Genomic DNA, 22,908 nt, shown 5'->3' on the forward strand with positions numbered 1-22,908 from the left:
CGATTTACAATTAAGTGTAAATGATCGCGCTCACTGCTGATACTGATTGGGTTCCAGAAAAAATCCTGAATTATTTTCTTGATATACTTGACGAATATGATGCAACAATTACTATTTTTGCAACACACGAGATCGACGGAAGACATCATGAAATTGCCTTACATCCAAACCTTGAAACCACATACAACAAGGAAAAATATCAGCGGCATACTTCACTTGAAACGGCAGAAAAATTGAAGAAGACCTTTCCACAGGCAATAGGCATGAGGTCACATGGTCTAAATGTCTGCACAGACATGCTTTTGTTTTTGCCAAAAATAGGGCTGAAATACGACTCTTCTTATATAATGCCATTTCAAGATGGAATCAAACCATACATCATTTATCCGGGAGTTCTTGAGATCCCAATCTATTGGATGGATATAGAAATAATGAGATTTGGCAAGTCTTTAAGATTCGATTCCAGTGTTCTAAGAGAACAACAAAAAAGTAGCACGGTATATGTTTACGATTTTCATCCTTCCCATGTTTTCACAAATACCTGTTCACTGGATTTTTATTACAATACTTATCGACCAAATTACCACAATGTTGACTTTTTAGAAGATCAACGCAATACAAAGGAGTTTGGAGCTCAGGATGCTCTTGTTGAGATGTTAGAAATTCTGGATAACTCTGATCTACATCTAATGAGTGAAATATATGAGCACTTTCGAAATGGCCAGAATTCTGAGAGGATTTGAGATCATTGAAAATGGGAATAATCGGAAACATGGCCAACAATGGCTACAATACTGCAAAGGCATTGAGAAAATTTGGAATGGATGTAGATCTTATAATTACATCCTCTGTTTTAAACCCGTTTGCGGCCGTAGAATGGGAAGAAGGCATATTTGGGCCTGAGATTAGTCAAGACAACTTTAGTTTTGAGACTGTCGTTGCTGCAGGCAAGCTGTGGGATAGGCCAAAATGGGTAAAGTATTACGATACTTGGCTTTTTAAAAATCGCCAGACACTCTTTAAAAGATGGTTCGAAGGTCTGCAATTTTACGATATTATTGCTGACTATGATATTTTAGAGTTGCATGTTCCATTTCCCATAATGTCTCCATTTTTCAAGGTCCCAACTTTGGTCTATGAAGCTGGTTGGATAAGAGAATTCCCGCGTGGAAACACGTATTCTGACTTTTTGGCCTGCAGAGGCTATGCAAAAGCCGACCGAATACTTGTGACAAATATTGACATGTGGAGAATTTTTGATTCACTTGACTACATAGGTAAGGATAGGGTGTTGTACATGCCTTTTAGCATAGATTATGAAAGATACTGTCCAATGGATATGATCGAGCTTAGAAGAAAGGTGGCAAAGGACAATGAAATAATTCTTTTAAACCCTTCAAGGCAGCACTGGGAATATAAAGGAAATGATAAAGTCTTCAAAGCACTCAAGAAATTATCAACGGAATATGATAACGTCAAATTATGGGCAGCAGAGTGGGGTAAGGATCTGTCAAAAAGCAAATCTCTCATCCAAGAACTTGGGCTCGTAGATAAAGTGTTATGGTTCCCGCCAGTTGCAAAGCCAAAGCTGATTGAGTATTTCAATGCAGCTGATATCATTCTGGATCAGTTCGCCGAACCATCAGACAAGCATCAGATCTGGGGTCCATGGGGAACAGCTGCATTGGAAGCAATGTCGTGCGGCCGACCATTGCTTATGTACTATGATCTAGAGGGAGTGGATAGATACGTGGGGGAAAAACCGTATGCCGTGCACTCACTTTCAATCGAAGATATTTACAGAAATTTAAAAATGCTGATAGAAAGCCCTTCATTTAGAGAAGAGGTTGGAAAGAAGAGCCGAGAATGGGTAAAAAGAATGCATGGGCCTGAAGTAGTGGCAAGAAAATATCAACAACTGATTAGTGTACTATAAAATCATCATTCCAATGACTTTGATGCTGGATAAGAAGATGCCATGGCCCCAAAAATAGTCCCTATTATAATCAAGAGAGCCAAGACAAATATTACTACTGTTATTCGCAATACAGTTTCAGACCATTCTGATGCAAATAACAGCCAATTATATCCCACAAATCCTAATAGAAGTCCTACTATTATTAAGTAGAAGATGCCTTTTCTAATCACAGATGCTGTTGGGAACCGTGTAAGATATGGTTTTCGACATTATCGTGCCGGTGGGCTTTGTATAAAAAGTCGTAAAAACACGCTTGGATAGCTGTCTGAGTGCATGCCTTTATTTTTATGGATTATTACTTTTGGTAATGCCCCAAGATTTGAAGCAGCAGTCAAAGGATAATTTCTGGTTAGCCATGCGTGCTGCATGCGTAAATTCAGTCCAGTAGAATTAGCATCAAGCAGTAAGAAAAGTGGGCCTATTTTCGTCATGCTAGATGGAATGGTAAAAGAATCTGTCCCAAATGCACATATCGATTGCTGTACTATCTGACAGGTGGTGATGACAGATATGGCTGCAAGCGTTGCAGATACACTTTTGGTGAATTTACCGGTACTTACGTTGGAAAACTGTGAGTACCACTAGACGTAGTTTCGCATCTTCTTTACCTGTTTGTACTTGGATTGGATTACCTGCCTACAGAGAATCAGATGTGGTATGTTCCAGTCAGCCTGGCCACCATAGAACGCGTGTTTCGAATCTTCCGACAGAAGATCTATTTACGATTATATCTTCTCCTTTTGTACGAGCTACAGGAAATCAAGCAAGCTATCTGGCCATATAGAGCTGGACGAAGCCATGTTTGGTGGTCGAAGAAAGGGCTGTAAACGCGGCTGGGGCGCTGAGGGAAAAAAGACACTCGTGTTTGGCATTTACAGAAGAAGGAATGGCAAGGTTATCACGTTTCCCGTATCTGACAGGAGAAAGGAGAAGACGTTGATTCCGCTGATACGACAGCATACCGGAAAAGGCTCGTTATATATTATTCAGACGACCATACTGCATATGCCACACTGAATCTGATTGGCAAGCATCATCAAGTCATTGCTCATAGCCGGGAAGAGTACGTTAGAGGAGAAGGCACTCACACATCAATGGAGGAATTGAAGGATTCTGGAGCTATGCCAAGACATGGATGTGTACCATCACCGTGGTGTTGTACCGAAACAGTAGTAGTAGACTTTCATCTGTATCTGAAAGAAATAGAATTCAGGTTCAACTACAGGAATGAAAATTTGTATCCAATACTGACAAAAATGCTGGTCAAAGCTGCTTCAGATCTTTAGGTATTATCTAATTTTTACACAAAGCCGTGCCGGTGAGGTAGAAGCTAAGTCGTTTAGAGCCTTAGGATTAATATTGAATCTTGTGATAGGGGACTGTTAGCGTAATTCGTATAGCTAGGACTGTCCTATAGCTTTTCATTGGCATGAGAAGATACAGGACAGAGAAAAAGAGGGACCCAGTTATAATAATATCAGGGATATGCGCTGTACTTATGCATTTTAATAATTCTAGGAGTTTCATGCTGGCAGCAGCCAAAAATCATTGTAACCCATCGAAAAGAGAAGGAGCCACGTTGCAGTATGGAAATGGGTACAGAGATATATGCTCTGACGACATGGCTGCAGACAGGTTTCGGACAGACAAGCGCCTTGTCAGGGTGATATTTGTAGACGAAACATTGCTTCAGATAGAGACAGTCGTGACTACTACTGGCTATGGATTTTTTGCATATGAACCTGCCATAGACGCGTGTGCTTGATGATGCACCTGTTTCTCGTGAGAGAACATTGTGTTTGTATGTTACCGGTTCTTCAAGCAGCTGCAAAGGAGGTATGGCAGGAAGCCAATATTCATCACAGACGGCGCCATGTGGTACACAATGATGCATGCAGGTGGCTCTCAGGTTGCAGCACACCATGTGTCTATGGCACTGAACTGAAGAAAATTTGATGGAGCGGTTTATACAGAATATCAAGGACGACAGAACGTAAGCTTCGATGACCATTATTTTCCATGTAGGAAAAAGGAGAACTGTGATAGGCAGCACATGTGCGGAACTGGCTCAGGTCATTCATGCTATATATTTGCACACATGGGAGCAGACAGAGTGCGATTTGTATCGTTTCTGGCCAGAGATGGTGGTTAAGTTAACGGAGCTGATAGCTACGAAGAACACAAATAAACGATCGTGAAATTCCTAGCTAGTATGATGGAGGGAACATCATGGAAACTTCAAGATATGTCTGCAGAGGATTCGACTGCTCATATATACGATTATCTTTATCACAGAACTCATTTCGCTCGATGCATGTATAGGAATTTCGCCAAAACTATTAATCGGCATACAAAAGGTGGCCGGATTTTGGAGTTAGGATGTGGTGTCGCATACCTATCTGGCATATTATCAGCTGACACAACCCTTGACAGATATTGTATGGATTTTGCATACAATATGTTGAAAAAAGCAAAAACACGCTGTTCTCAATGCGTGCAAGCAGATATGGAGTATCTGCCTTATTCTGATAAAAGTTTTGATGCTGTCTTTGTTAGCAGTGCACTCCACCACTTTCCTTACTTAGAGAACGTTGTCAAAGAGACCCAGCGTATCCTTAAGCCTAATGGCCATCTTTTCATACAGGAGCCTAACGATCATCATTTACACTTCACGAAACCACTTGCGATAATGCATGAATGTCTAAGAAAGCTGGGTGTTAGACAATATCCTGATGTTTCTAAATTGGAAGTAAAACCAAGCGAACATCATGCACCATTGCCTATAGATATGGTTGTTGCATCATTACAAAACAACGGCTTTAGTATAGTAAATCAAAAATACCTTTACTATAGCTCTTACCTTTTTTCAGTCTTTGATAATAGACTAGTACACTGGCTAAGCAGAATTCCTGATAAATACTATGTAAATAAACTACATGATGGATATTTATTTATGATTATCGGGCGGCGTCAATAAACTGCATCTAATAGCGGTTGTAAGCATGATTGGTCTAAAGATAACCTGAATGTCTGCCGAGTTATAGTTGTTAAACGGTTATATCGGGCATTAGACTCTTACCCATCGTACTACATTGAAATATCTAGTAACTGGCGGCTACGGATTTGTGGGCTCTCATCTTGTTGAGAGTCTCCTCAAGGATGGACATGAAGTAACGGTTCTAGACAACCTCAGCAACGGACAACTTGATAATCTAAAGAGCATTAAGAGCGACATCACTTCTTACATTTCAAATGTAGAACAACTCCAATCTTCTTATTTTAAAGATAGATTTGATGGAATATTCCATCTGGCCACTGCACCGAGGTCATCGAGCCTTAAGGATCCAATGAGAGATATCGAAACAAATTGTAAAGGCATGATAGCTGTGCTGGAGTTAGCGAGAGAACTTCAAGCCAAGGTAGTGTTTACCAGCAATTCCGGCATATATGGTTCAACAAGCGGAAGCAACTCAATAAATGAAAATTCGATCAATAACCCAACCACGCCATATGATGCTGACAAGTTAGTTTCAGAATATTATTGCAAGATATATCACAATATACATGGAGTGCGTAGCGCAGTGGTGCGCTTTGCAACGGTATATGGCGAGCGTCAGCAAGTTAATGAGAAATTGAACTGGAGACCTCTTGTAGCAACCTTTGTCAAGAATGTTCTCAATAATGAGGAGGTTGTTATTAATGGCGACGGGGAGCAGACCCGCGACCTCATTTACGTAGCAGATGCAGTGCAAGGTGTAATAAAAGCTATGAATAGCGCTGTCGATGATGCTGACATTTTTCTAATATCTACAAATACGGAAACATCTGTTAAACAAGTATTGCACCATGTTGAAGATATCACTGGTCTGAAGGCAAAAACAAGATTTACTGAATCACTGAAAGGAGATATACGCAGAATGAAATATGACTACTCAAAGGCCAAAAAAAAGTTGGGCTTCGAACCGAAATTCTCTGTACGAGATGGAATCAAGAGATTGGTTGAATATTCACTTGAAAATAGGACAAAATAATAGCCATCGAATTTTTGGATTCTGTAAATCAATATGCTGCAATAAATGTTAAAGCGAAGTATGAAAATATGAAACACATGCGGATTCTGATCTTGGGAAACATGGCTAACGATGGATATGCAGTTGCTAAGGAACTGAGAAAAATGAATGTGGATGTTGATCTTGCTGTGAATATATCTGATTTTGGCATGGCGTTACCAGAATGGGAGGACGGCACCATGTCTGATAAAATCGATCCTTACTCAATAGATGGCGATGCAGCAAGAAAAATGTGGAATCCTCCATGCTGGATACGCTATTTTGATTTTCTAAACAAGGTACCCCGCAAGAAGCACATGATGGCAAAAATACAATCCCGGATTAACCTGATCAGAATGATGCGAGAATATGATATAATAGAATGTCATGTTCCCTTTTCGATATATTCACAATTTTCTGGCATACCATATGTGGCATACGATGCTGGGTGGATACGCTATTTTCCGTATAGTAACGGATTCCGCGACAAATTAGCTAGGCGTGGCTATAGGAAGGCAAGAAAAATCATCATAACGAATCCTGATACATTCGAGATTTCAGATGGCTTACCATATCTTGACAAAGACAAAATTCTTTTCTGCCCCTTTGCTATAGACCCAGAAAAATATCGACCGTTAGACGCAAAAGAGTTACGTGCAAGATACGTAAATGAAAGCGATATTCTATTATTCTCTCCTACACGCCAGATATGGAATGAAAAAGGCAATGATAAAATGATACGCGCATATGCAAAGTTTGTCAAGGAAGTACCAAACTCTAAATTCATAATGGTAGCCTGGAGCATTGATGAGGATAACAGTAAAAGATTGGCTAGTTCTCTTGGAATATCTGATAAAATTGAATGGATAAAACCGGTTCCCAAGAACCAACTCATTCAGTATTACAACGCATCAGACATAGTTCTTGATCAGTTCATCTTGGGTAGCTGGGGAACTAGTACCCCTGAAGCAATGTGCTGCCAAAAACCCGTGCTTATCTTTTACAAGAAAAATTACATTATCCGAGCGTTTGGTGAGGAGCCCCCAATTTTAAACTCCTTCACAGAAGAAGAAATATGCTCTAATCTTCTCAAACTTGCAAAAAATCTAGATTTTCGTGCTGTAATGGGAAAAAAAAGCCGAGAATGGATAATTAAGACACATTCTTCGCGGGTTGTTGCTGAGAGGCACCTTGAAATTCTGGAATCTTCTCTTTAGGATGGAGTAATTCTTCTCTTTTGCCTCTCTTTATGATATTCTCTAAATATCTCAACACTTCTTCTGTCTCCTCTGTTGTCACTTTTCCTTGGATAAGCCTTATTTGATGCCTCAGTAACCATGCTGATATCCAATTTTCTTGCAACATTGCTTCGTTTTCCACAGAATACTGGTTTCTTCTATGCCAATAGCCAATGAGCATGGCTGCTGGTACATAAATGGCAATAAAGACAACTGTAAAGGCACTAAGACTACCAAAAATATTGCTAAGAAATGGAACCTTTTCTATAGCCAAGTTATAAGCAATAAGTATAAAGTTTACAAATGTTAATACGAATACCAAGTAAATACTATGACCGTTTCTAAAATCTAGCCAACGCTTTCGTAGGAATTGCTTGTTAATTATTACACGAGGAAGCTTTTCAGTCATTCTTACAGTGATATTGCTGTATTCTTCCTACTAATTTAGTTTTACCTACTAATGAGCAATATCATCATTTACTATTTGCTTTCGCGTATGCTTATCGATATTATTCTTGCTTCTTCTGGATTGGCTGGCTGCGGGGTTTGCCCAACCATCGTTGTCTGGAGCGCTGCTATCTTGTCTACAACATCCATTCCGCTTATGACCTTGCCAAACACTGTGTATTTTCCATCAAGCGCCCTTGTATTTTCATTATCGTCAAGCACGATAAAGAACTGCGAACCTGCGCTGTTTGGATCCTGTGCTCTTGCCATGGATACTATACCTCTTGTGTGGGGGATGTCGTTGAATTCTGCGTTCACAGTGTAGCCTGGACCTCCTTGGCCCCAAGTGCTTCTGTCACTATCGTCTCCCTTGGTGTTAGGGTCGCCTCCTTGTATCACAAACCCGGGGACTATTCTGTGGAACAGCGTTCCATCGTAAAAGCCCTCATTGGCCAACTTGATAAAGTTGTCAACGTGCTTTGGAGCTTCCTTGGGGAAGAATTCTATCTCGATTGGTCCCTGTGTAGTATTGATGATTGCAATCTCATTTGATGTAGTCATATTCGCAGTAGTTGGCTCTGGCTCAGCATAGGGGTCACCCTGTGGATTTGGCACATAGTCATGGTTCACTTTGTAAATGAACACTCCAAACATGATGTTTTCTTCATTTTCAAAGCTGGGCGAGGCATATACAAGGTGAAGAGGCTGGTCGCTTCCGCCGTCTGTGGGGTACTTTATATGCTGGGTATAGAGGCCTGTGAGGCCCGGCTCCCATTCTGGCTGGGGCTGGCTTGCAACCCTGCCATCGCTCAGCTGCACATACGATGAAGGTTCAAACGGGAAGAGCTTGCCAAGGAGCGTATTGTTCCAGAACTCTGGCGTAGGCGTGAACCCGTCGCTCTCAATGTATTTGCTTTCATCAAAGCCTCCAATTCTCATGAACCATTGCTTCTTGCTCTCATCGCCGCCTTGGCCGAGGGTGTAAATGGGGACTTGCTCTGTGGCACCAGTTTCAGTGTTGTTGGTCTGGCCGAGGAACCGTACCTGCGCAACAGTGTATACCAAGATATAATCAGCCTGCAAGTCTTGGGCGATCTTTAATCCTGCTTGCTCGTCAGATATGAGCATCTTTGCAATCGTTTCGATGCGGGTCGAGTTGATTGTTGCATTGTCCGCCAGGGTAGTCCTGTTGCCAAGCGTAGTTATCCAGTATCCATAGTCCCACCATGATGCAATCACAGCGTCCGGCTCAGTGTTTTGTTCAATCCAGTTGAGAGCATCTGTCCAGTCGTTGGTCTGTGTCCTGAACCCCGTTCCTCCGTTTGCGATTGCAGCAGGGCTGTCTGCAGAGCTCAGCCAGTTTGAGTTAGATGGGAAGAACATTGGAATTGAAAGCATCATAATGATGACTACTGTGTATGCTATTCTTACCGCCTGCCCGGAGGCCGGATGGCCCCTGCCTGCAAACTCGATCTTCCTTCTCTCCTCCCTTGTAGCTGCTGTTGGCCTCTGAGTCACCGATGGTGTGGCAGTGGCTTGCCTGTGAGCCATGATGCTACGAGTGACTTCGTACAATCCAAGCCCCGCCAGAACTATTATACCCAAGGACGCAAACACCAGCAATCTGGCGAACGTGGCGCTAACGTAGACTCCTGTGATGCCAATAATGAGCGCAAATATCGACATGTCGTCTCTGCGCCTGAATGCCAGCCATGCGCCAAGCCCTGCAAACATGATCAAGACGGAAAAGTCTACGAAGTAGTCTGCTACGGTCGGGGTAAAGTGCTCCGCGACTGATTCTACAAGTGCGTTCTGTGAGCTCAGAAACGGAAACACTGCATTGAGATACCTAAAGCTCGGAGATAGATAAGCTTCGGTTGCGATCACGCCTACTGAAGCTGCTACAAAGGCAATCAGCAAAAATGCAGTGTTGCGAAGCTGCACCTGCGAACGGCTGAACCTCTTCAAAAAGTGGGCAATGACTAGGAAAATGGTGCTACCAATCATGCCAAGGCCTGGAAGGCCTAGCACAAATGACATGCCCGGTCTTGGGAATGCCGCCGCACTTATCAGCGTGAATACCGTAAATGCGATTGCAACATACATCGGGATTGTCAGGTCCCTTCTAAAGAACGGAAGTGCGATAAAGAATATCGCGATAGGGATGCTAAAGTACTGAATTCCTCCCCATGAAGCGTTTGCCAGACCGAGTATGAGACCACCTGCGACCGCTTTGGGTATGGCGTACTTGATCTCCTTGTGCTTGATGGCTGAAATAAACAGGTACGCGGCTAGAATCCCGAAGAAGAGGCCTAGGGGCTCGGACTTGAACCACCCGAGGTTGCCTCTCTGGATTATTGCAGGGCTAAATGCAAACAGCAATGCTGAAAAGAGCCCTGCAGAAGTGTTGCCAAGCACCCTTACCAGAGCAAAGATTACAATAACAGTAAGCGAGCCAATGACTGCTGGGAACACTATGGTAAAGTCCAGCAAGTCGCTTCCGCCACCAAATGCAGAGTAGAGGACTGCAGTGGTGATATGCAGACCTGACTGGGAAGTTGCTGGAATATCGCGTCCTTCTGGGTACCATGACATTGTATCATGCCAGTTCCAGTACGCGTCAAGACCGTTGTCTACGATATACTTTGTAGCGCGGTAGTCAAAGTAGGGGTCGAATTCGTTAAGGTAAAATCCATACTTTACGGGGTAGAACCTCATTATGAGCGCAGAGGTGAACGCAAGAGCAAGAACCGCGATAACCAGCAGGTGCCTTGTCTGAAACTCAAAAGACCCTGCTCTGAACAATGGCCTGGTACCTTCCAACATCGACGTTTTGGGTGTATTTTACCCTTTTAAAATGTACTGCCATTATTAGACCAAGCTCTGCTGATATGAGAAGCAGCATTGCGTATGCTGCCCTAATAATCTGAATCTTGCGGCATTGCTTACATGCATAAGAAGGAAGGAAAAATGGTGGTAGAGGCAATAATGTGCAACAACGACCTGATGCAACAAAAATTCTCTAAAAACCTGTTGGACTTTGCCAAAGGATAGTTTGTTAGTTAATCACAACAATTCTGGTCGTGTATCCGCCGAGACCCTTCGTGCTGTTGAACTGACCTAGCATCGACAGGAAAATAGCAGCTGCATATTTATATTGGGATTTTTATTTTCGAGTATTCATATCATATAAACATATATTAGTTATTTTTCACAACAAAATCGGAGGATATTTATGCGTCTGATTTATTTCATTTAATGATCCCTGATCATCGACGAATGATGCAACGATCAATAATAAACTTCCTGACCGATGTAAGTGGCGAAGAGGTTCAAAAGGTCTCGACGCTGGTTGATACTGCAAACGATACTATTGATAGGTACTTTGGAATTGTGACAACATTTGATGTACTGATTTGTCGCGGCAGCTGGGAAATGGAGGTACAGATAATCTCTAGAAGAAAGGAAGCTTCAGATGGATCCATTTACAGTGATACGAAATTTGTAGGAATGACCGATTATAGACTCCAGGAAATCGTAATAAGATATGATATTGCGAAATATGGACATTATCTCCACGAACTGATCCATGGCGTAATAAGTAAGAGCCACACGCATCAATTGCGGGAGGGATTGGCATGGTACTTTACCCTCAAGCTCACGGAGGATTACAGATATGTAAGACCATCTTACCCATCTTGGGTCGACGAGATGTATGTATATCCTATCAAAAGGCTAGCAGAAATCGTTGGAGAAGAATTTTTGAAGGATTTTGCAATAGGCAGAGCATCTTTGGATCATGAAACTTTACCAAAGGATGTACAGGAGCTCTTTCTACCTGAAGAAATCTTTTATGCGGAGAAAAGGCATCGAAAATGATGATAGGACGACAGCAAACAACATCAAAAACCTCTGCACAGTCTTGTCCTGTTTTAGATGGGCGCCTTAACGCTACTACCCTCGTAATAATCTTGGCTGAGGAGGGCAGCAACAATTGAAAACGCGAGATCGCAATGATGACAAGATAAATAATGATGTTACTGCTTCACCATTTCCTACAAGCAGCGAACCGGAACTAGAAGCGATTGTGGGCGAAACTTATGTTGCTGATTTCCAATCCCATCGCTTGAAAACCGCCCTGAGTGACAAGGTTGCCGGATACATGCACTTGGGGAGCGGTTACTATCGAAGAAACAAGAAAAGTAGCAGTTCGACAGGCGTGTTCTCCCACAGGGGCAAGCTGTATAGGATCTCTATATCAGTCCGAGAAATATAGCCATCAAGAAGCATTTTCCAGCTAATATGTGCCATAAACAGGTATATCATTCAAGCAAAATAATACGTATTTTTGAGAAAATTCCCCTTCTCGATAGAACTATGTTAAATGTTATTCTATCATAATCTGCAAAAATTATGATAAATGAAGAAGAGATAAGTACACGCTCCTGTATTTGGGAACTATGGAATTTGTTGATTCCAGTGTTGTTGAACAGATCGAAATGAAAATGATTCGACCATCACAGTTCGCAATACGTGACAAGTTTCTAAAGAACGACCAAGAGTTCGAAACGCTTGTAAATAGCATCCGGGAACACGGCCTGCTGCAACCAATATTGATAAGGCCCTTTTCAAACGGTTTTGAAATTGTCGCAGGGCATCGCCGATTCCAGGCTTGCAGAACTCTTCGGTGGAGATTCATATCTGCAAAAATAAGAGAGTTATCCGACAAGCAGGCATACGAGATCCAGCTTACGGAAAACATACAGAGAAAATCAATGGACCCTATAGAAGAGGCCGAGGCTTTCAGAAGGTACGTTATTGACTTTGGATGGGGCGGAGTCAGCGAACTTGCTAGAAAAATAGGCAAGAGCGAGGAGTATGTTTCGCACCATATACAGCTTCTAAAATTGCCAGAGGAGATCAAGCAAAAGGTTGCAAGCAAGTCCCTGAACATAAGTCAGGCTATAGAGATAGCAGAAGTTCCATCTGACAAACAACCAAAGCTGCTAAGCCATATAATGAACAATAACAATCTGACTGTCAGGCAGATCAGGGAGCTAAAAAGTGCATTAAGGCAGGCTGATGACATAGATGATGATATGCTTGTCATCTCGTCACGGACCCGCTCAAAGTCGTTTACGATTGCAAAGAAAACATCTTTGACATTAAGAATTGCATTAACGAGACTTGATAACCTCATCAATGAAGTGCATACCACTGTTGAACCGGACCAAAGGGCAGAATTAGTTGACTTCCTCATGAGCGTGAGGCTACGCATTCATTCCATGATAGATGAAAGCATCAGGTTCAAGAGCAAGATCAACTCTGATACAAATTAGTAAAGAAGTTGTTGTTGCTGCTGCCGCCTTGCTGCAATTCATTAGCAATAATGCAGCATGGAGTTATTATGACGCCCGGATTCTAGCGAGGAAGGAATGGTGGAATCCATTCATCTAGGAATTTCTTGTATTCTTTGTCGGTATATGCAAGGGAATGGAATGATGGGTCTTTGAGTGGAATAAAGTCGTATACCTCGTACGATTGAATGATGTCTCCAAACAGGTTCCTGTAGATGTCGCTCTCTTCGTCGGCCATTTCCTCTGATGGGAATGATTGGACACATATCCAGTCGTATCCTCCCCTTGTGCGTCCCGAAAACAAAACAAACGGGGCATCAGCCAGATATTTTTTCAAACCTTCAATCCTTTTCGGAAGATGCTGCGATGTCCTAAATGTTACAAGTACGACGCGGATTACGCGTTTTGGTATCTTCCTTGTGTTGACTGAAATAGTGTATCCAGTTATAACCCCCTCTTCCTCCAGCCTTGCGATCCTAGATTCAATTTCGTCTTCGCTCAGATTGAAGCCAAAGTCTCGCAGAAAGTCCCAGATTTCGCGGACATCCTGCTTCGAATTCTTGCTCAATGCGGAAAGAATAAGCTCGTCGATCTTATCCTGCATGCTGTTACCAGTACCTAGGTATGCACAAGGTAGATTATAGGTATTATTGGGAACTAATATTATACTACTTGTAAAACTAATCGATCAAGTCCCTGCCTGATAATCTTGTTTATATGCCACTTTCCGGTTCAAATAGTAAATGGTAGTCCTTTCGGAGGGCGTAGGGTACTTTATCCTCCTCGGAGTGGGACTTGTCATGGCTCTGGCAGTGACCTCGCTGGTCAGAGCGGAAACCAAATGGCTTGGAACAAGGAAAACTTTTGAATGGTTCTCAACTGCTGGAAGAACTGTAAAAACAGGCCTAATCGCGTCATCGGTAGTATCTGCGTGGACTTGGGCCGCGACGCTTCTCCAATCTTCAACTGTAGCTTACCAGTTTGGGATAAGCGGGCCGTTCTGGTATGCTGCCGGCGCCAGCATTCAAGTTGTCCTTTTCGCAATCCTTGCACTGGAAGTCAAACGAAAAGCTCCATCATCGCATACATTTCCAGAAATTATTTTCGCGCGCTTTGGCAAGAATTCACACAAAGTATTCCTGTTCTTCGCGTTAATGACTAACACAATCGTGACTGCGATGCTTGTATTGGGAGGAGCAGCGGTAGTGAATTCCCTTACTGGCGTTGACATCTATATCGCGGCATTTCTCATTCCTGTTGGTGTCATTATCTACACATTTTTTGGAGGGCTGAAGGCGACATTCCTTGCAGAGTATCTCAATTCAGTTTTCCTTTTCGCGGTAGTCCTGGTTTTCATTAGCGTGATCTACTTTTCAAATCCGCAGGTCGGGGGAATATCGGGTATGTTTGACAGGCTGACGGAGGCTGCCGCGATCAAGCCAGTCGATGGCAATTTTGCTGGTTCATACCTGACCATGGCCTCTACTGGAGCTCTGATCTTTGGAATCATCAACATCGTCGGAAATTTCGGCACTGTTTTTGTGGATCAAGCATATTGGCAGCGTGCCATTGCCGCTGCGCCCAAATCCGCGTTCAAGGGATTTCTGATTGGCGGACTTGCATGGTTTGCAATCCCATTCGCGTTGGCCACTGCACTAGGCCTTGCAGCGGTTGCAATCCATGCCCCACTGATGCCTGAGCAGATAAGCATGGGCTTGGTAGCCCCTACAGCTGCATCCCAGATCCTTGGTGATGTGGGTGCAATTCTTCTCCTTACAATGTTATTCACGGCTGTAATGTCTGCCGGCTCTGCCGAACTCGTATCTGTCTCTTCTTTGATAACCTATGATGTCTATCGAACCTACATCAGACCGTCTGCCACGGGAAGGAGTCTGATGCGGATATCCCGTCTCTCAATCTTGTTTTTTGGGATGGGGATGGGGAGTTTGGCCCTAGTTCTGTTGCAGGTTGGAGCAAGCCTTCAGTATGTCTATCTCGCTATGGGGGTGTTGATAGGGTCGGCTGTTGTCCCGATCGCCCTCGCAGTCGTATGGAAAAAGACCAACAAGGTTGCTGCAACCGTTGGAGCCTTGATTGGATTGTGTTGTGGCTTGGTAGTATGGCTGCTGACTGCCTACACGCTTTATGGCGCAATATCTGTGCATTCAACAGGACAGAACATTCCACTTTTGGCAGGCAACCTGACGTCGATCCTTGTGGGTGGTGCCATAACTTTGCTTGGGAGCGTGATAAAACCAGAGAATTTCGACTTTAGGGTGATGAAGCAGAAAATATTGATCGTGGATGCAAAGATAAGGCGACTGGTAGAGGATGAAAATGACGAAGAATATCTTTTACGGTCCTCTAGATTCGGGTACAAAGTTGCCGTAGCTCTTACGCTTGTGCTCGTAGTTGCTTGGCCTATGCCACTGTATTTGTCTGGGTACATATTTTCCCAGACAGTCTATTCAATATGGATCGGGGTTGCGGTATTGTGGGCTGGCGCCGCCGCGGCAGCGATCATACTGCTACCTCTGATAGAGTCGCGAAAAGGCATTGTCAAAGTTCTTCAAAGGATTGGATATCATGTGATTGACACAAGACCCGGTTACAGGCTTTCAGCCGATGATGATAGATCCGACAACAACCATTATGGCGATACTGGCATCAACAGATCAGCGGCCTATAATAGGAAGATACTCGTACCTTTGGACGGATCCCTTCAATCACTGAGAGCGCTGAATTCATCAACAAACCTTCTTGCCAACGCCGGCAGCGTAACAGCTACAACTACAGTGTACATTCTGAATGTAATAGAATGGATGGATGAAAATGATGAATCTGTTGATGATGAACTGGCTGCGATTATGGAAGAGCAAGGAAAAAAGATGCTGAGAAGCATCCTGCTTCCAAAGAGCAGATCCTCTGTAAAGTATGAAAGAATAGTCAAGCTGGGCGATCCTGCAACAAAGATCATAGAAACGGCGGAAAAATTGGGCGTGGATCTGATAGCAATGGGCACAACTGGTCTAGGCGACGCAAAGGAGATTGGCCATGTTAGTAGCAAGGTTCTCAGGTTGGCATCCATGCCTGTGGTCCTAATCAAGTAGATGGATAGATATCTGACAATAAGAGATCCTAGGCTGATTTTATGTTATGAGAAATGCATGCACAGTATTATGTGCATGCTATGCTGCTATGGCATAAAGAAAGCTCCTTCTACTATCGCAAGGTCATAGATTATACCAATACCAATTGTAAGAGCAGTTGCCGAGGAGATATACTTTAGCGACAGGCTGATAACGCGGTTTTTGTCTTGGCAAGCGGCAGGCCAATAAGCGTACTCATTGCTGCCATGCCAGCTATCGAGCCAGCACCAAATATGGCAATATGTGCAATCCCAAGCGGGACAGAGTTGATGGTTGACAATAAGACCAACATCAGGGCGCCGCTTCCTGCCATGCCGTGTATCATTCCGACAATTAATGACTTGTGGCCATACCTGTGGTCATGTTCATGTGAGTGGACTAATCCTACATCTTCATGGACATGAGGGTGAGCATGTCTGCGTTAATGCACAACTGCGCGCAAGAAACGGCCAAGGTTGAAGCCAGCTAGCGCTTGGATTGCAAGGAAAACCAGCATTATGCCGACACCAAACTCCATCATGCCACTGACCCGTTCAAGAATGCTGATCGCCAGCAATAGCACCATGATATGCCTGCAATAAACAGAGAAGTCGTATGGCCGACCCCTCAAAGGATGCCAAGCATTGGCGCCCGGAACTTGCTGCTTTTGTTGTTAGCTGTTGTAACCATGGTGGAAACCGCCGCCAAATGGTCTGCTTCTATAGAGTGGTGAAGCCCTATGACGAGTCCAATAATCAGCAAGCCTACCTGCGTCGCAGCATTGATACTGCTTTCAAGAGGCCCAAAAATCAACTCTATTTAGGTGGTTGAATGATTCAGCTATTAATCACGGGTTTCTATTGTTTCATTCTTTACATATCCTTTAAGTGAACTACTATCGGACTTGTCCGATAGCCTCTTCTTGTTCCTGCTTCAGCGACCGCTGTTGTACGATCTCTACAGGCGTGTAACTTCCCGGCGTTCCACCGGTAGTAGTAGTAGCAACAACATCATCAGCGATTCCCGCCCTCGCTTAAGGATGTTGGTTGCAGCGTTGTAGTCCCTGTCAAGTACTGCTCTGCATTTTTGACATGATGCATGCGTACGTACTGCAATTGACTTTGGTACTGGGTGTCCGCGCCTTGAGCAGTCAACCGAGGAATATGCAGGCTCTACCTCCACGACGTGATTAGCCTTGTACTGTAGCAGCATATTTTTAAAAGTAGAGACCAGCTTGCATCCAGTATCTTTCTTGCAAGAAGCCGGTGGTTCTTGGTCATGTTCATTACCCGCAATTTCTCCAAGAATATGAGATCGTAGCGGCTGCTGTAGTATGATGACAGCTTGTGTAGAAAGTCCCTTCGTCTGTTGTTGTTGCTGTTGCTGTTTATCCTTTCATACAGCCTGGCAAGCATGTGTCTTGCTTTATCGTAGTTGCTGCTGCCAAGCTGCCTTCTAGATACTCTACGGTGAGCCCTCCTCAACGGTTTTAGCATCCTTGTAAGAAACCTGCCTGTCTTGGCAGCCTTTCTTGCAGCTGCTGCAACCTGATGTGTTATACCATCTGCTGCAGCATCTTGCTGTGGTAATTATTGCGGAGCCAAGGATGCTCTGCTCTTTCAACTCAGCTAGAGTAAAAACTGCATCATCTTCTTTTGATATATATTCTTGTCGAAGAAGTAGTTGTACATCCACCTGCAGCCATCAAGTGTCTGCTCTAACACAAGCTCCTGTTCTTTCGTTGTTGGATATATAGGCGGAACTTGTAGTCATGAGCGTCATGGTGATGATAGCAGCCGTAATAGTAATAGTAATAGTAATAGTAGTACGGGTACATCTATTTTACAGGTACTGTTGCCTAAAAAATGTGATGGTGGCGATTCATCCACTGGACTTGTGTCCGGTGGATTTCTCGCCGTTATATCTTTAAAAGAATGAGTTAATTAGCAAAATAGCAAAAACCTGACGGCATGTAGGATAGCCATTGTGGACTAGCCGCAGTTGCATCATCAACAATAACGACAAAAAGTTTGCCGACATCGGCTTATTTTTTGAAGGAACAATAGACATTTTTCTGTTCAGGAATTTAGGACTCGTTTCCAGAGCAGAACAACAAATTGGAGGCGCCAAGAATTCCGCTGGCTAATAAATTGATCTCTGTTACAAATCGTTAAACAATACTTGCATGGATTCACATCCTGATGGCCATTCCGACCTATTCAACAGGTGACCCGGCGCTAGATTTCTTCTTCACCCTCTTCAATGGAATAGCAGAAGTCCCTCTATTCAGTTCGCCGATTACTGGAATATTGATTCTCGCAGGTGTATTCTTGGCATCAAGAAAGGCAGGCGCGATGATGGTATTGGCTGGGCTGATAGGTGCAGGGGTTGCAATTCTCGCAGGTGCTGATTATGGGCTTGTAACATTTGGTCTGTTTGGGTACAACTCGATACTGACTGGCATGGCTTTCTGGTCAGGCCCCTTCGTCAAGGCGAACAAAGCGACATTCTTCATTTCGGTCTTTGGAGCCGCAATCACTGCATTCTCTTGGATGGCATTTGCCCATCTGATGGGCGACATGTTTGCGCTTGGCAGCACAGCAGCAGGATGGGCAATTCCCGGCTTTACGTCCTCGTTCATATTTACCACTTGGGCGCTCATGTATGCAACAAAGAGATTTGGCCACGACATATGGCCGGCTCCAGCGCCTCCACCAAAAGAAGAGCTCATAGCTGGCAGCGGAAATCCAATGACATCTGACGCTGGTTCGTTCAAATGGACGCCAAAAGAGTTCATGATCGCAACACTGAAAGGGGTTTCCCAGGTCACGTTCGTAGAAAACTGGAAAACGGGTGTATTCTGGGTTGTAGGGCTGACACTTGCTTTTGAGTTGGCTCCCTTCATAGCAGGGGTTCAAGATAGGCCTTGGTGGACAAACGGCTATACTGCCCAATGGAACGAGTTTTCGCCGCTCTACTTGGCAGGTCTGATGGCCCTCTTGGGATCAGGAATAGGCGTTGCGATGGCTATACTTACAAAGCTTCCCACGGCGGAAATACGGATGGGACTGCATGGCTTCAATCAGGTTCTGGTAATGATTGCGCTTACAAGTTTCGTTCCTCTCACGCCACAATCCTTCATGATGGCAGTGTTCGCAACCATAGGGTGCTGCTTCTTGATGCCTGCTCTTCAGAGGTTCTTTGGACAATGGGGACTGCCTGCACTGACGGGACCATTCGTATTCACTGCATGGATATTCCTCCTCGCAACGTCTGGATTCCAGAACATCCCTGCAGGATTAGGCTGGTCAAGGCCTTAAGATCGGATGGTGGGAGGGGCCGGCCAGCCCTTCCCATTATACCTTCTTTTAACTTGCAGAGGCGAAAAAACAGAATTAGGTGAAGATCAAAAATTAGCCATGAACCCTAACACATTTGAACAGTTCCTGAGCGAGTCCAGACATGCTTTTAGGGACAAATCCGACTCTGAGAAGATCAAATTTTTTACTGATTGGTGCAAAAAGAACGGAACCGAGGAGGTTATTCTCAGGCTCAGCTCAGAGAACAAGGGAGGCTGGTCGAGTAATTTTTACCTGGATTTTACGACGGCCCGCATCATAATTACAAAGAAGAGCTTTTTTACCAAATTTGCTGATGTAGGTTATGTGGCAGGCCTTGCGCCCTATCCGTACCTTCTCCTGCTGAAAAATCCGGACCCCTCGAAAATAAGAAAACAGGCCTCACTTGCGCCAGATGAACTGGTCAAGAGCGAGAACTATTCTGATTCGATCTGGTATTCTGAAATAAAAGAGATTATCTTGAGAAAGGGCATAGAAACGGCAGTTGCAAACATGTTCGGCCGGGCAATAGTGGCTAATTTTCTTGCGATCAGCGCTTCAGGGGGCCGAAGATTTGATTTCAAGCTACCAGTAAACAAGAATGGAACATACGAGCAGGTGCATTTCTGGGTTAACGTCGTACTCCCGCCACATTGCCAGCTTCAGAATGACATCAGGAATACATAAAACCCGGAAAAAATAAGCCGATGTCGGCTAATTTCCTAATTATTGAACCTGTAGATTCTCTGCTTGAACTGAAAACAAAACCGGTGTTTCTGTTATGTTATTGTATTATTTCGCCTTTCTAAATTTAAAATAGTTCGCTCAATCATCTGAAAGAAGAGGTATCATGCAAAAATGATGCTCGCACCAAGAGAAATGGAAAAGATGTGGATCTGGACGGCGTCCCAGATAGCCGAAGGGCGGAAAAAGAGAGGAGTCAAGCTGAACTACCCTGAAACGGTGGCATATATTGCAAACTATGTAGTTGAAGGCGCCCGCGAAGGCAAGAGCGTGGCTGAACTTATGCAATCTGCAAGATCTATTCTAAAGAAAAGCGATGTCATGCCCGGAGTCCCGGAGCTTATCCATACAGTACAGGTGGAAGCGACTTTCCCTGATGGAACAAAGCTGGTGACTGTGCATGATCCTATCCAATAGGTGAAGAGATGAGAAAAATATGGTAAAGAAAGAAAAAGTTTCAAAAAAAAATCTACTAGAGTTACAAAAAAGAAGGAGGTCAGAAGCGCACAGATGATCCCCGGAGAATATGTTTTGTCATCGGATCCCGTGCTATGCAACAGCAACAGGAAGACCATCAAGATCACTGTAAGCAACAAGGGAGATAGGCCCTGCCAGATAGGCTCGCATACCCACTTTTTCGAGGTAAATAGGGCCTTGGATTTTCCAAGGGAAAAGGCGTTTGGATACAGGCTAAACATTCCTGCAGGAACTTCTGTCAGGTTCGAGCCGGGCGATAGCAAGGAGGTGGAGCTGTGTGAAATTGGCGGCAAGAGGATATGCTTTGGGTTCAATGGCTTGACGATGGGCGGCCTGAATTCGAGCATAGTCATGCGCGCAGCAGTGGAAAAAGCCAGGCAGCTTGGCTTTAACGGAGCATAGGAGGAGGGAAAAAGAGGAAAATGGTTCTCAAACTTACACGCAAGCAATACACCGACCTATTTGGTCCAACAACAGGAGATAAAGTCAGGCTCGGCGATACAGACCTTTTCATTCAGATAGAAAAAGATCTGATAACCCCAGGAGATGAGTGTGTCTTTGGCGGAGGCAAGACTCTCAGGGACGGCCTTGCACAGACCTCTGGAGTCACCAACAAGAACGGCGCTCTGGACTTTTTGATCACAAATGCAGTGATCTTGGATCCTGTACTGGGCATAGTAAAGGCAGACATTGGCATCAAGGACGGCAAGATTGCGGGAATAGGAAAGGCAGGAAACCCTCTGACCATGGACAAGGTGAACCCGAACATGGTTGTTTCAGCTTGCACCGAGGCAACCGCCGGCGAACATACCATATGCACGCCGGGCCACTTTGACACTCACATACACATGATTGCCCCTCAGCAATACATCGATGGGATCAGCAATGGCATCTGCAACATGATAGGCGGAGGGACTGGACCGGCAGACGGGACAAATGCTACCACATGCACACCCGGTATATACAACATAAGCAGGATGCTGGAGGCAGTAGAAGACACCCCTGTGAACTGGGGATTCTTGGGAAAAGGAAACGATTCACACCCTTCACTGGCAACCCAGCTGGAACAGATCGAGGCAGGAGCATGCGGGCTGAAGGACCATGAAGACTGGGGCACCACCGCGGCGGTTCTTGACGCATCCCTAAAAGCAGCCGATATGACGGATACACAGGTGGCAATTCACACTGACTCAATCAACGAGTGTGCATATGTTGAAGATACAATAAACGCGATTGACGGCAGAGTGGTGCATACATACCATACAGAGGGGGCAGGTGGAGGCCACGCGCCAGACATTATGAAGATAGCGGGCGAAACATTCGCATTGCCATCTTCTACAAACCCGACTAGGCCATACACAAAGAATACTGTAGACGAGCACCTAGACATGCTAATGTTCTGTCACCACCTGAACCCTGCAGTCGCAGAAGATGTCGCCTTTGCAGAATCAAGGATCAGAGCCGAAACCATTGCGGCAGAGGACGTGCTACATGACGAGGGCGTGATCAGCATGTATTCGTCTGACAGCCAGGCAATGGGCAGGATAGGAGAAGTCGTCATAAGGGCATGGCAGACTGCAGACAAGATGAAGAAGATGCGCGGCAAGCTGCCACAGGAGACAGGAGATAACGACAACTTTAGAGCGAGGAGGTACATTGCAAAGACAACCATAAACTGCGCAATCACGCACGGCGTATCAGAACATCTTGGATCGCTTGAAGTGGGCAAGTATGCAGACATTGTGATGTATCCGATGGCATTCTTCCCGGCAAAACCTAAGATGGTTCTCAAAGGAGGCTTTATAGCGTGGTCCATAATGGGCGACCCCAACGCATCGCTACCCACGCCAGAGCCAGTGTACTACAGGCCGATGTTCGGAGCCATGGGCAAAGCAGTCCACAAGACATCCTACACGTTCATGTCCAAGCGTGCAATTGAGCTGGGCGTTCCACAGAAACTAGGGTTGGAAAAGGTTGTCCTGCCTGTAAAGAACTGCAGGAACATCAGCAAAAAGGACATGATGTGGAACGATGCAACGCCAAAGATCGAGATCGATCCAGAGACTTATGAAGTAAAGCTTGACGGCAAGATTGCTACTGTAGACCCGGCAGAAGAACTCTCGCTTGCGCAGAGATACTTCATGGCATAAAA

The 22,908-nt window shown here is 44.4% G+C and carries 22 protein-coding genes and 2 pseudogenes; 17 read left to right on the plus strand and 7 right to left on the minus strand.

The genetic code is table 11. From position 1 onward, the window contains the following. Positions 1 to 20: 20 nt before the first annotated feature. The 8 genes and pseudogenes from NGAR_RS02735 (at position 21) to NGAR_RS02770 (ending at position 7,244) form a co-directional block, all read left to right on the plus strand. Positions 21 to 743: a polysaccharide deacetylase WbmS family protein gene (locus NGAR_RS02735; protein WP_015018080.1), complete on the plus strand. Its 723-nt coding sequence runs from the start codon at positions 21 to 23 to the stop codon at positions 741 to 743. An 11-nt stretch (positions 744 to 754) separates the two neighbouring features. After that, on the plus strand, positions 755 to 1,936 hold the full coding sequence (locus NGAR_RS02740; RefSeq protein WP_015018081.1) for a glycosyltransferase family 4 protein: 1,182 nt from the start codon (positions 755 to 757) through the stop codon (positions 1,934 to 1,936). Between the two features lie 470 nt (positions 1,937 to 2,406). Then, positions 2,407 to 2,553 (plus strand): annotated as a pseudogene (locus tag NGAR_RS19210) (transposase); the annotation flags it as partial. Between the two features lie 154 nt (positions 2,554 to 2,707). Further along, positions 2,708 to 2,995: a transposase gene (locus NGAR_RS02750; RefSeq protein WP_407637193.1), complete on the plus strand. Its 288-nt coding sequence runs from the start codon at positions 2,708 to 2,710 to the stop codon at positions 2,993 to 2,995. A gap of 508 nt (positions 2,996 to 3,503) precedes the next feature. Beyond that, entirely contained in the window at positions 3,504 to 3,743 is a 240-nt protein-coding gene (locus tag NGAR_RS02755) for a hypothetical protein (protein WP_015018084.1), read from the plus strand. 450 nt (positions 3,744 to 4,193) lie between these two features. Continuing rightward, positions 4,194 to 4,955 (plus strand): class I SAM-dependent methyltransferase, encoded by a 762-nt coding sequence (locus NGAR_RS02760; protein ID WP_228369333.1) that lies wholly within the window; start codon positions 4,194 to 4,196, stop codon positions 4,953 to 4,955. A gap of 115 nt (positions 4,956 to 5,070) precedes the next feature. Further along, on the plus strand, positions 5,071 to 6,009 hold the full coding sequence (locus tag NGAR_RS02765; RefSeq protein WP_015018087.1) for an NAD-dependent epimerase/dehydratase family protein: 939 nt from the start codon (positions 5,071 to 5,073) through the stop codon (positions 6,007 to 6,009). A 14-nt stretch (positions 6,010 to 6,023) separates the two neighbouring features. Next, positions 6,024 to 7,244 (plus strand): glycosyltransferase family 4 protein, encoded by a 1,221-nt coding sequence (locus NGAR_RS02770; RefSeq protein WP_015018088.1) that lies wholly within the window; start codon positions 6,024 to 6,026, stop codon positions 7,242 to 7,244. Here the strand turns inward: NGAR_RS02770 and NGAR_RS02775 are convergent. Together NGAR_RS02775 and NGAR_RS02780 are read right to left on the minus strand one after the other, a co-directional pair. Further along, entirely contained in the window at positions 7,180 to 7,674 is a 495-nt protein-coding gene (locus tag NGAR_RS02775; protein WP_148680872.1) for a hypothetical protein, read from the minus strand. The genes NGAR_RS02770 and NGAR_RS02775 overlap by 65 nt on opposite strands. 71 nt (positions 7,675 to 7,745) lie before the next feature. Continuing rightward, positions 7,746 to 10,538, minus strand: coding sequence for a peptidylprolyl isomerase (locus NGAR_RS02780; RefSeq protein WP_148680873.1), 2,793 nt, complete (start codon positions 10,536 to 10,538; stop codon positions 7,746 to 7,748). 453 nt (positions 10,539 to 10,991) lie between these two features. Between NGAR_RS02780 and NGAR_RS02785 the strand changes: the two genes are divergently transcribed. The 3 genes from NGAR_RS02785 (at position 10,992) to NGAR_RS02795 (ending at position 13,051) form a co-directional block, all read left to right on the plus strand. Continuing rightward, positions 10,992 to 11,591: a hypothetical protein gene (locus NGAR_RS02785; RefSeq protein ID WP_015018090.1), complete on the plus strand. Its 600-nt coding sequence runs from the start codon at positions 10,992 to 10,994 to the stop codon at positions 11,589 to 11,591. Between the two features lie 115 nt (positions 11,592 to 11,706). Further along, the gene (locus NGAR_RS02790) at positions 11,707 to 11,988 is read left to right on the plus strand and encodes a hypothetical protein (protein WP_015018091.1); all 282 of its coding nucleotides are present in this window, start codon (positions 11,707 to 11,709) and stop codon (positions 11,986 to 11,988) included. A 184-nt stretch (positions 11,989 to 12,172) separates the two neighbouring features. Next, the gene (locus tag NGAR_RS02795) at positions 12,173 to 13,051 is read left to right on the plus strand and encodes a ParB/RepB/Spo0J family partition protein (RefSeq protein WP_015018092.1); all 879 of its coding nucleotides are present in this window, start codon (positions 12,173 to 12,175) and stop codon (positions 13,049 to 13,051) included. Positions 13,052 to 13,133: 82 nt separating this feature from the next. Here the strand turns inward: NGAR_RS02795 and NGAR_RS02800 are convergent, their stop codons facing one another. Next, positions 13,134 to 13,673, minus strand: a complete 540-nt coding sequence (locus tag NGAR_RS02800; protein ID WP_015018093.1) for an Lrp/AsnC family transcriptional regulator — start codon at positions 13,671 to 13,673, stop codon at positions 13,134 to 13,136. A 139-nt stretch (positions 13,674 to 13,812) separates the two neighbouring features. Between NGAR_RS02800 and NGAR_RS02805 the strand changes: the two genes are divergently transcribed. Further along, positions 13,813 to 16,179: a sodium:solute symporter family transporter gene (locus tag NGAR_RS02805; RefSeq protein ID WP_015018094.1), complete on the plus strand. Its 2,367-nt coding sequence runs from the start codon at positions 13,813 to 13,815 to the stop codon at positions 16,177 to 16,179. Positions 16,180 to 16,354: 175 nt separating this feature from the next. Here the strand turns inward: NGAR_RS02805 and NGAR_RS17100 are convergent, their stop codons facing one another. The 4 genes and pseudogenes from NGAR_RS17100 to NGAR_RS19505 form a co-directional block, all read right to left on the minus strand. Further along, the gene (locus NGAR_RS17100; protein WP_187147628.1) at positions 16,355 to 16,510 is read right to left on the minus strand and encodes a hypothetical protein; all 156 of its coding nucleotides are present in this window, start codon (positions 16,508 to 16,510) and stop codon (positions 16,355 to 16,357) included. A 129-nt stretch (positions 16,511 to 16,639) separates the two neighbouring features. Beyond that, complete coding sequence (locus NGAR_RS18655; protein ID WP_266190379.1) at positions 16,640 to 16,774, minus strand: hypothetical protein; 135 nt, start codon at positions 16,772 to 16,774, stop codon at positions 16,640 to 16,642. Between the two features lie 50 nt (positions 16,775 to 16,824). Then, entirely contained in the window at positions 16,825 to 17,010 is a 186-nt protein-coding gene (locus NGAR_RS02810) for a hypothetical protein (RefSeq protein WP_015018095.1), read from the minus strand. Positions 17,011 to 17,092: 82 nt separating this feature from the next. Further along, positions 17,093 to 18,034, minus strand: a pseudogene (locus tag NGAR_RS19505) (RNA-guided endonuclease InsQ/TnpB family protein). Between the two features lie 364 nt (positions 18,035 to 18,398). Here NGAR_RS19505 and NGAR_RS02820 point away from each other — a divergent pair. From NGAR_RS02820 to ureC, 5 genes are all read left to right on the plus strand, one after another. Further along, positions 18,399 to 19,517, plus strand: a complete 1,119-nt coding sequence (locus tag NGAR_RS02820; RefSeq protein WP_015018098.1) for an urea transporter — start codon at positions 18,399 to 18,401, stop codon at positions 19,515 to 19,517. 6 nt (positions 19,518 to 19,523) lie between these two features. Further along, entirely contained in the window at positions 19,524 to 20,222 is a 699-nt protein-coding gene (locus NGAR_RS02825) for a hypothetical protein (protein WP_148680874.1), read from the plus strand. A 171-nt stretch (positions 20,223 to 20,393) separates the two neighbouring features. Next, positions 20,394 to 20,696: an urease subunit gamma gene (locus tag NGAR_RS02830; protein WP_015018100.1), complete on the plus strand. Its 303-nt coding sequence runs from the start codon at positions 20,394 to 20,396 to the stop codon at positions 20,694 to 20,696. A 93-nt stretch (positions 20,697 to 20,789) separates the two neighbouring features. Beyond that, on the plus strand, positions 20,790 to 21,158 hold the full coding sequence (locus NGAR_RS02835; protein ID WP_015018101.1) for an urease subunit beta: 369 nt from the start codon (positions 20,790 to 20,792) through the stop codon (positions 21,156 to 21,158). A gap of 20 nt (positions 21,159 to 21,178) precedes the next feature. Further along, positions 21,179 to 22,906, plus strand: a complete 1,728-nt coding sequence (gene ureC, locus NGAR_RS02840) for an urease subunit alpha (protein ID WP_015018102.1) — start codon at positions 21,179 to 21,181, stop codon at positions 22,904 to 22,906. Positions 22,907 to 22,908 lie beyond the last annotated feature (2 nt).

This window comes from Candidatus Nitrososphaera gargensis Ga9.2 (genome assembly GCF_000303155.1).
Lineage (GTDB): Archaea > Thermoproteota > Nitrososphaeria > Nitrososphaerales > Nitrososphaeraceae > Nitrososphaera > Nitrososphaera gargensis.

What these genes read in the sequence shown, in the direction of transcription:
- NGAR_RS02825 (WP_148680874.1), top strand. Translation starts at nt 19,524, where the DNA reads ATGGTGGGAGGGGCCGGCCAGCCCTTCCCATTATACCTTCTTTTAACT.
- NGAR_RS02780 (WP_148680873.1), bottom strand. Translation starts at nt 10,538, where the DNA reads ATGTTGGAAGGTACCAGGCCATTGTTCAGAGCAGGGTCTTTTGAGTTT.
- NGAR_RS02760 (WP_228369333.1), top strand. Translation starts at nt 4,194, where the DNA reads ATGGAGGGAACATCATGGAAACTTCAAGATATGTCTGCAGAGGATTCG.
- NGAR_RS02795 (WP_015018092.1), top strand. Translation starts at nt 12,173, where the DNA reads ATGGAATTTGTTGATTCCAGTGTTGTTGAACAGATCGAAATGAAAATG.
- NGAR_RS02775 (WP_148680872.1), bottom strand. Translation starts at nt 7,674, where the DNA reads ATGACTGAAAAGCTTCCTCGTGTAATAATTAACAAGCAATTCCTACGA.
- NGAR_RS02740 (WP_015018081.1), top strand. Translation starts at nt 755, where the DNA reads ATGGGAATAATCGGAAACATGGCCAACAATGGCTACAATACTGCAAAG.
- NGAR_RS02835 (WP_015018101.1), top strand. Translation starts at nt 20,790, where the DNA reads ATGATCCCCGGAGAATATGTTTTGTCATCGGATCCCGTGCTATGCAAC.
- NGAR_RS02830 (WP_015018100.1), top strand. Translation starts at nt 20,394, where the DNA reads ATGATGCTCGCACCAAGAGAAATGGAAAAGATGTGGATCTGGACGGCG.
- NGAR_RS02805 (WP_015018094.1), top strand. Translation starts at nt 13,813, where the DNA reads ATGGTAGTCCTTTCGGAGGGCGTAGGGTACTTTATCCTCCTCGGAGTG.
- NGAR_RS02785 (WP_015018090.1), top strand. Translation starts at nt 10,992, where the DNA reads ATGATGCAACGATCAATAATAAACTTCCTGACCGATGTAAGTGGCGAA.
- NGAR_RS02755 (WP_015018084.1), top strand. Translation starts at nt 3,504, where the DNA reads ATGCTGGCAGCAGCCAAAAATCATTGTAACCCATCGAAAAGAGAAGGA.
- NGAR_RS17100 (WP_187147628.1), bottom strand. Translation starts at nt 16,510, where the DNA reads ATGTTGGTCTTATTGTCAACCATCAACTCTGTCCCGCTTGGGATTGCA.
- NGAR_RS02735 (WP_015018080.1), top strand. Translation starts at nt 21, where the DNA reads ATGATCGCGCTCACTGCTGATACTGATTGGGTTCCAGAAAAAATCCTG.
- ureC (WP_015018102.1), top strand. Translation starts at nt 21,179, where the DNA reads ATGGTTCTCAAACTTACACGCAAGCAATACACCGACCTATTTGGTCCA.
- NGAR_RS02800 (WP_015018093.1), bottom strand. Translation starts at nt 13,673, where the DNA reads ATGCAGGATAAGATCGACGAGCTTATTCTTTCCGCATTGAGCAAGAAT.
- NGAR_RS02820 (WP_015018098.1), top strand. Translation starts at nt 18,399, where the DNA reads ATGGCCATTCCGACCTATTCAACAGGTGACCCGGCGCTAGATTTCTTC.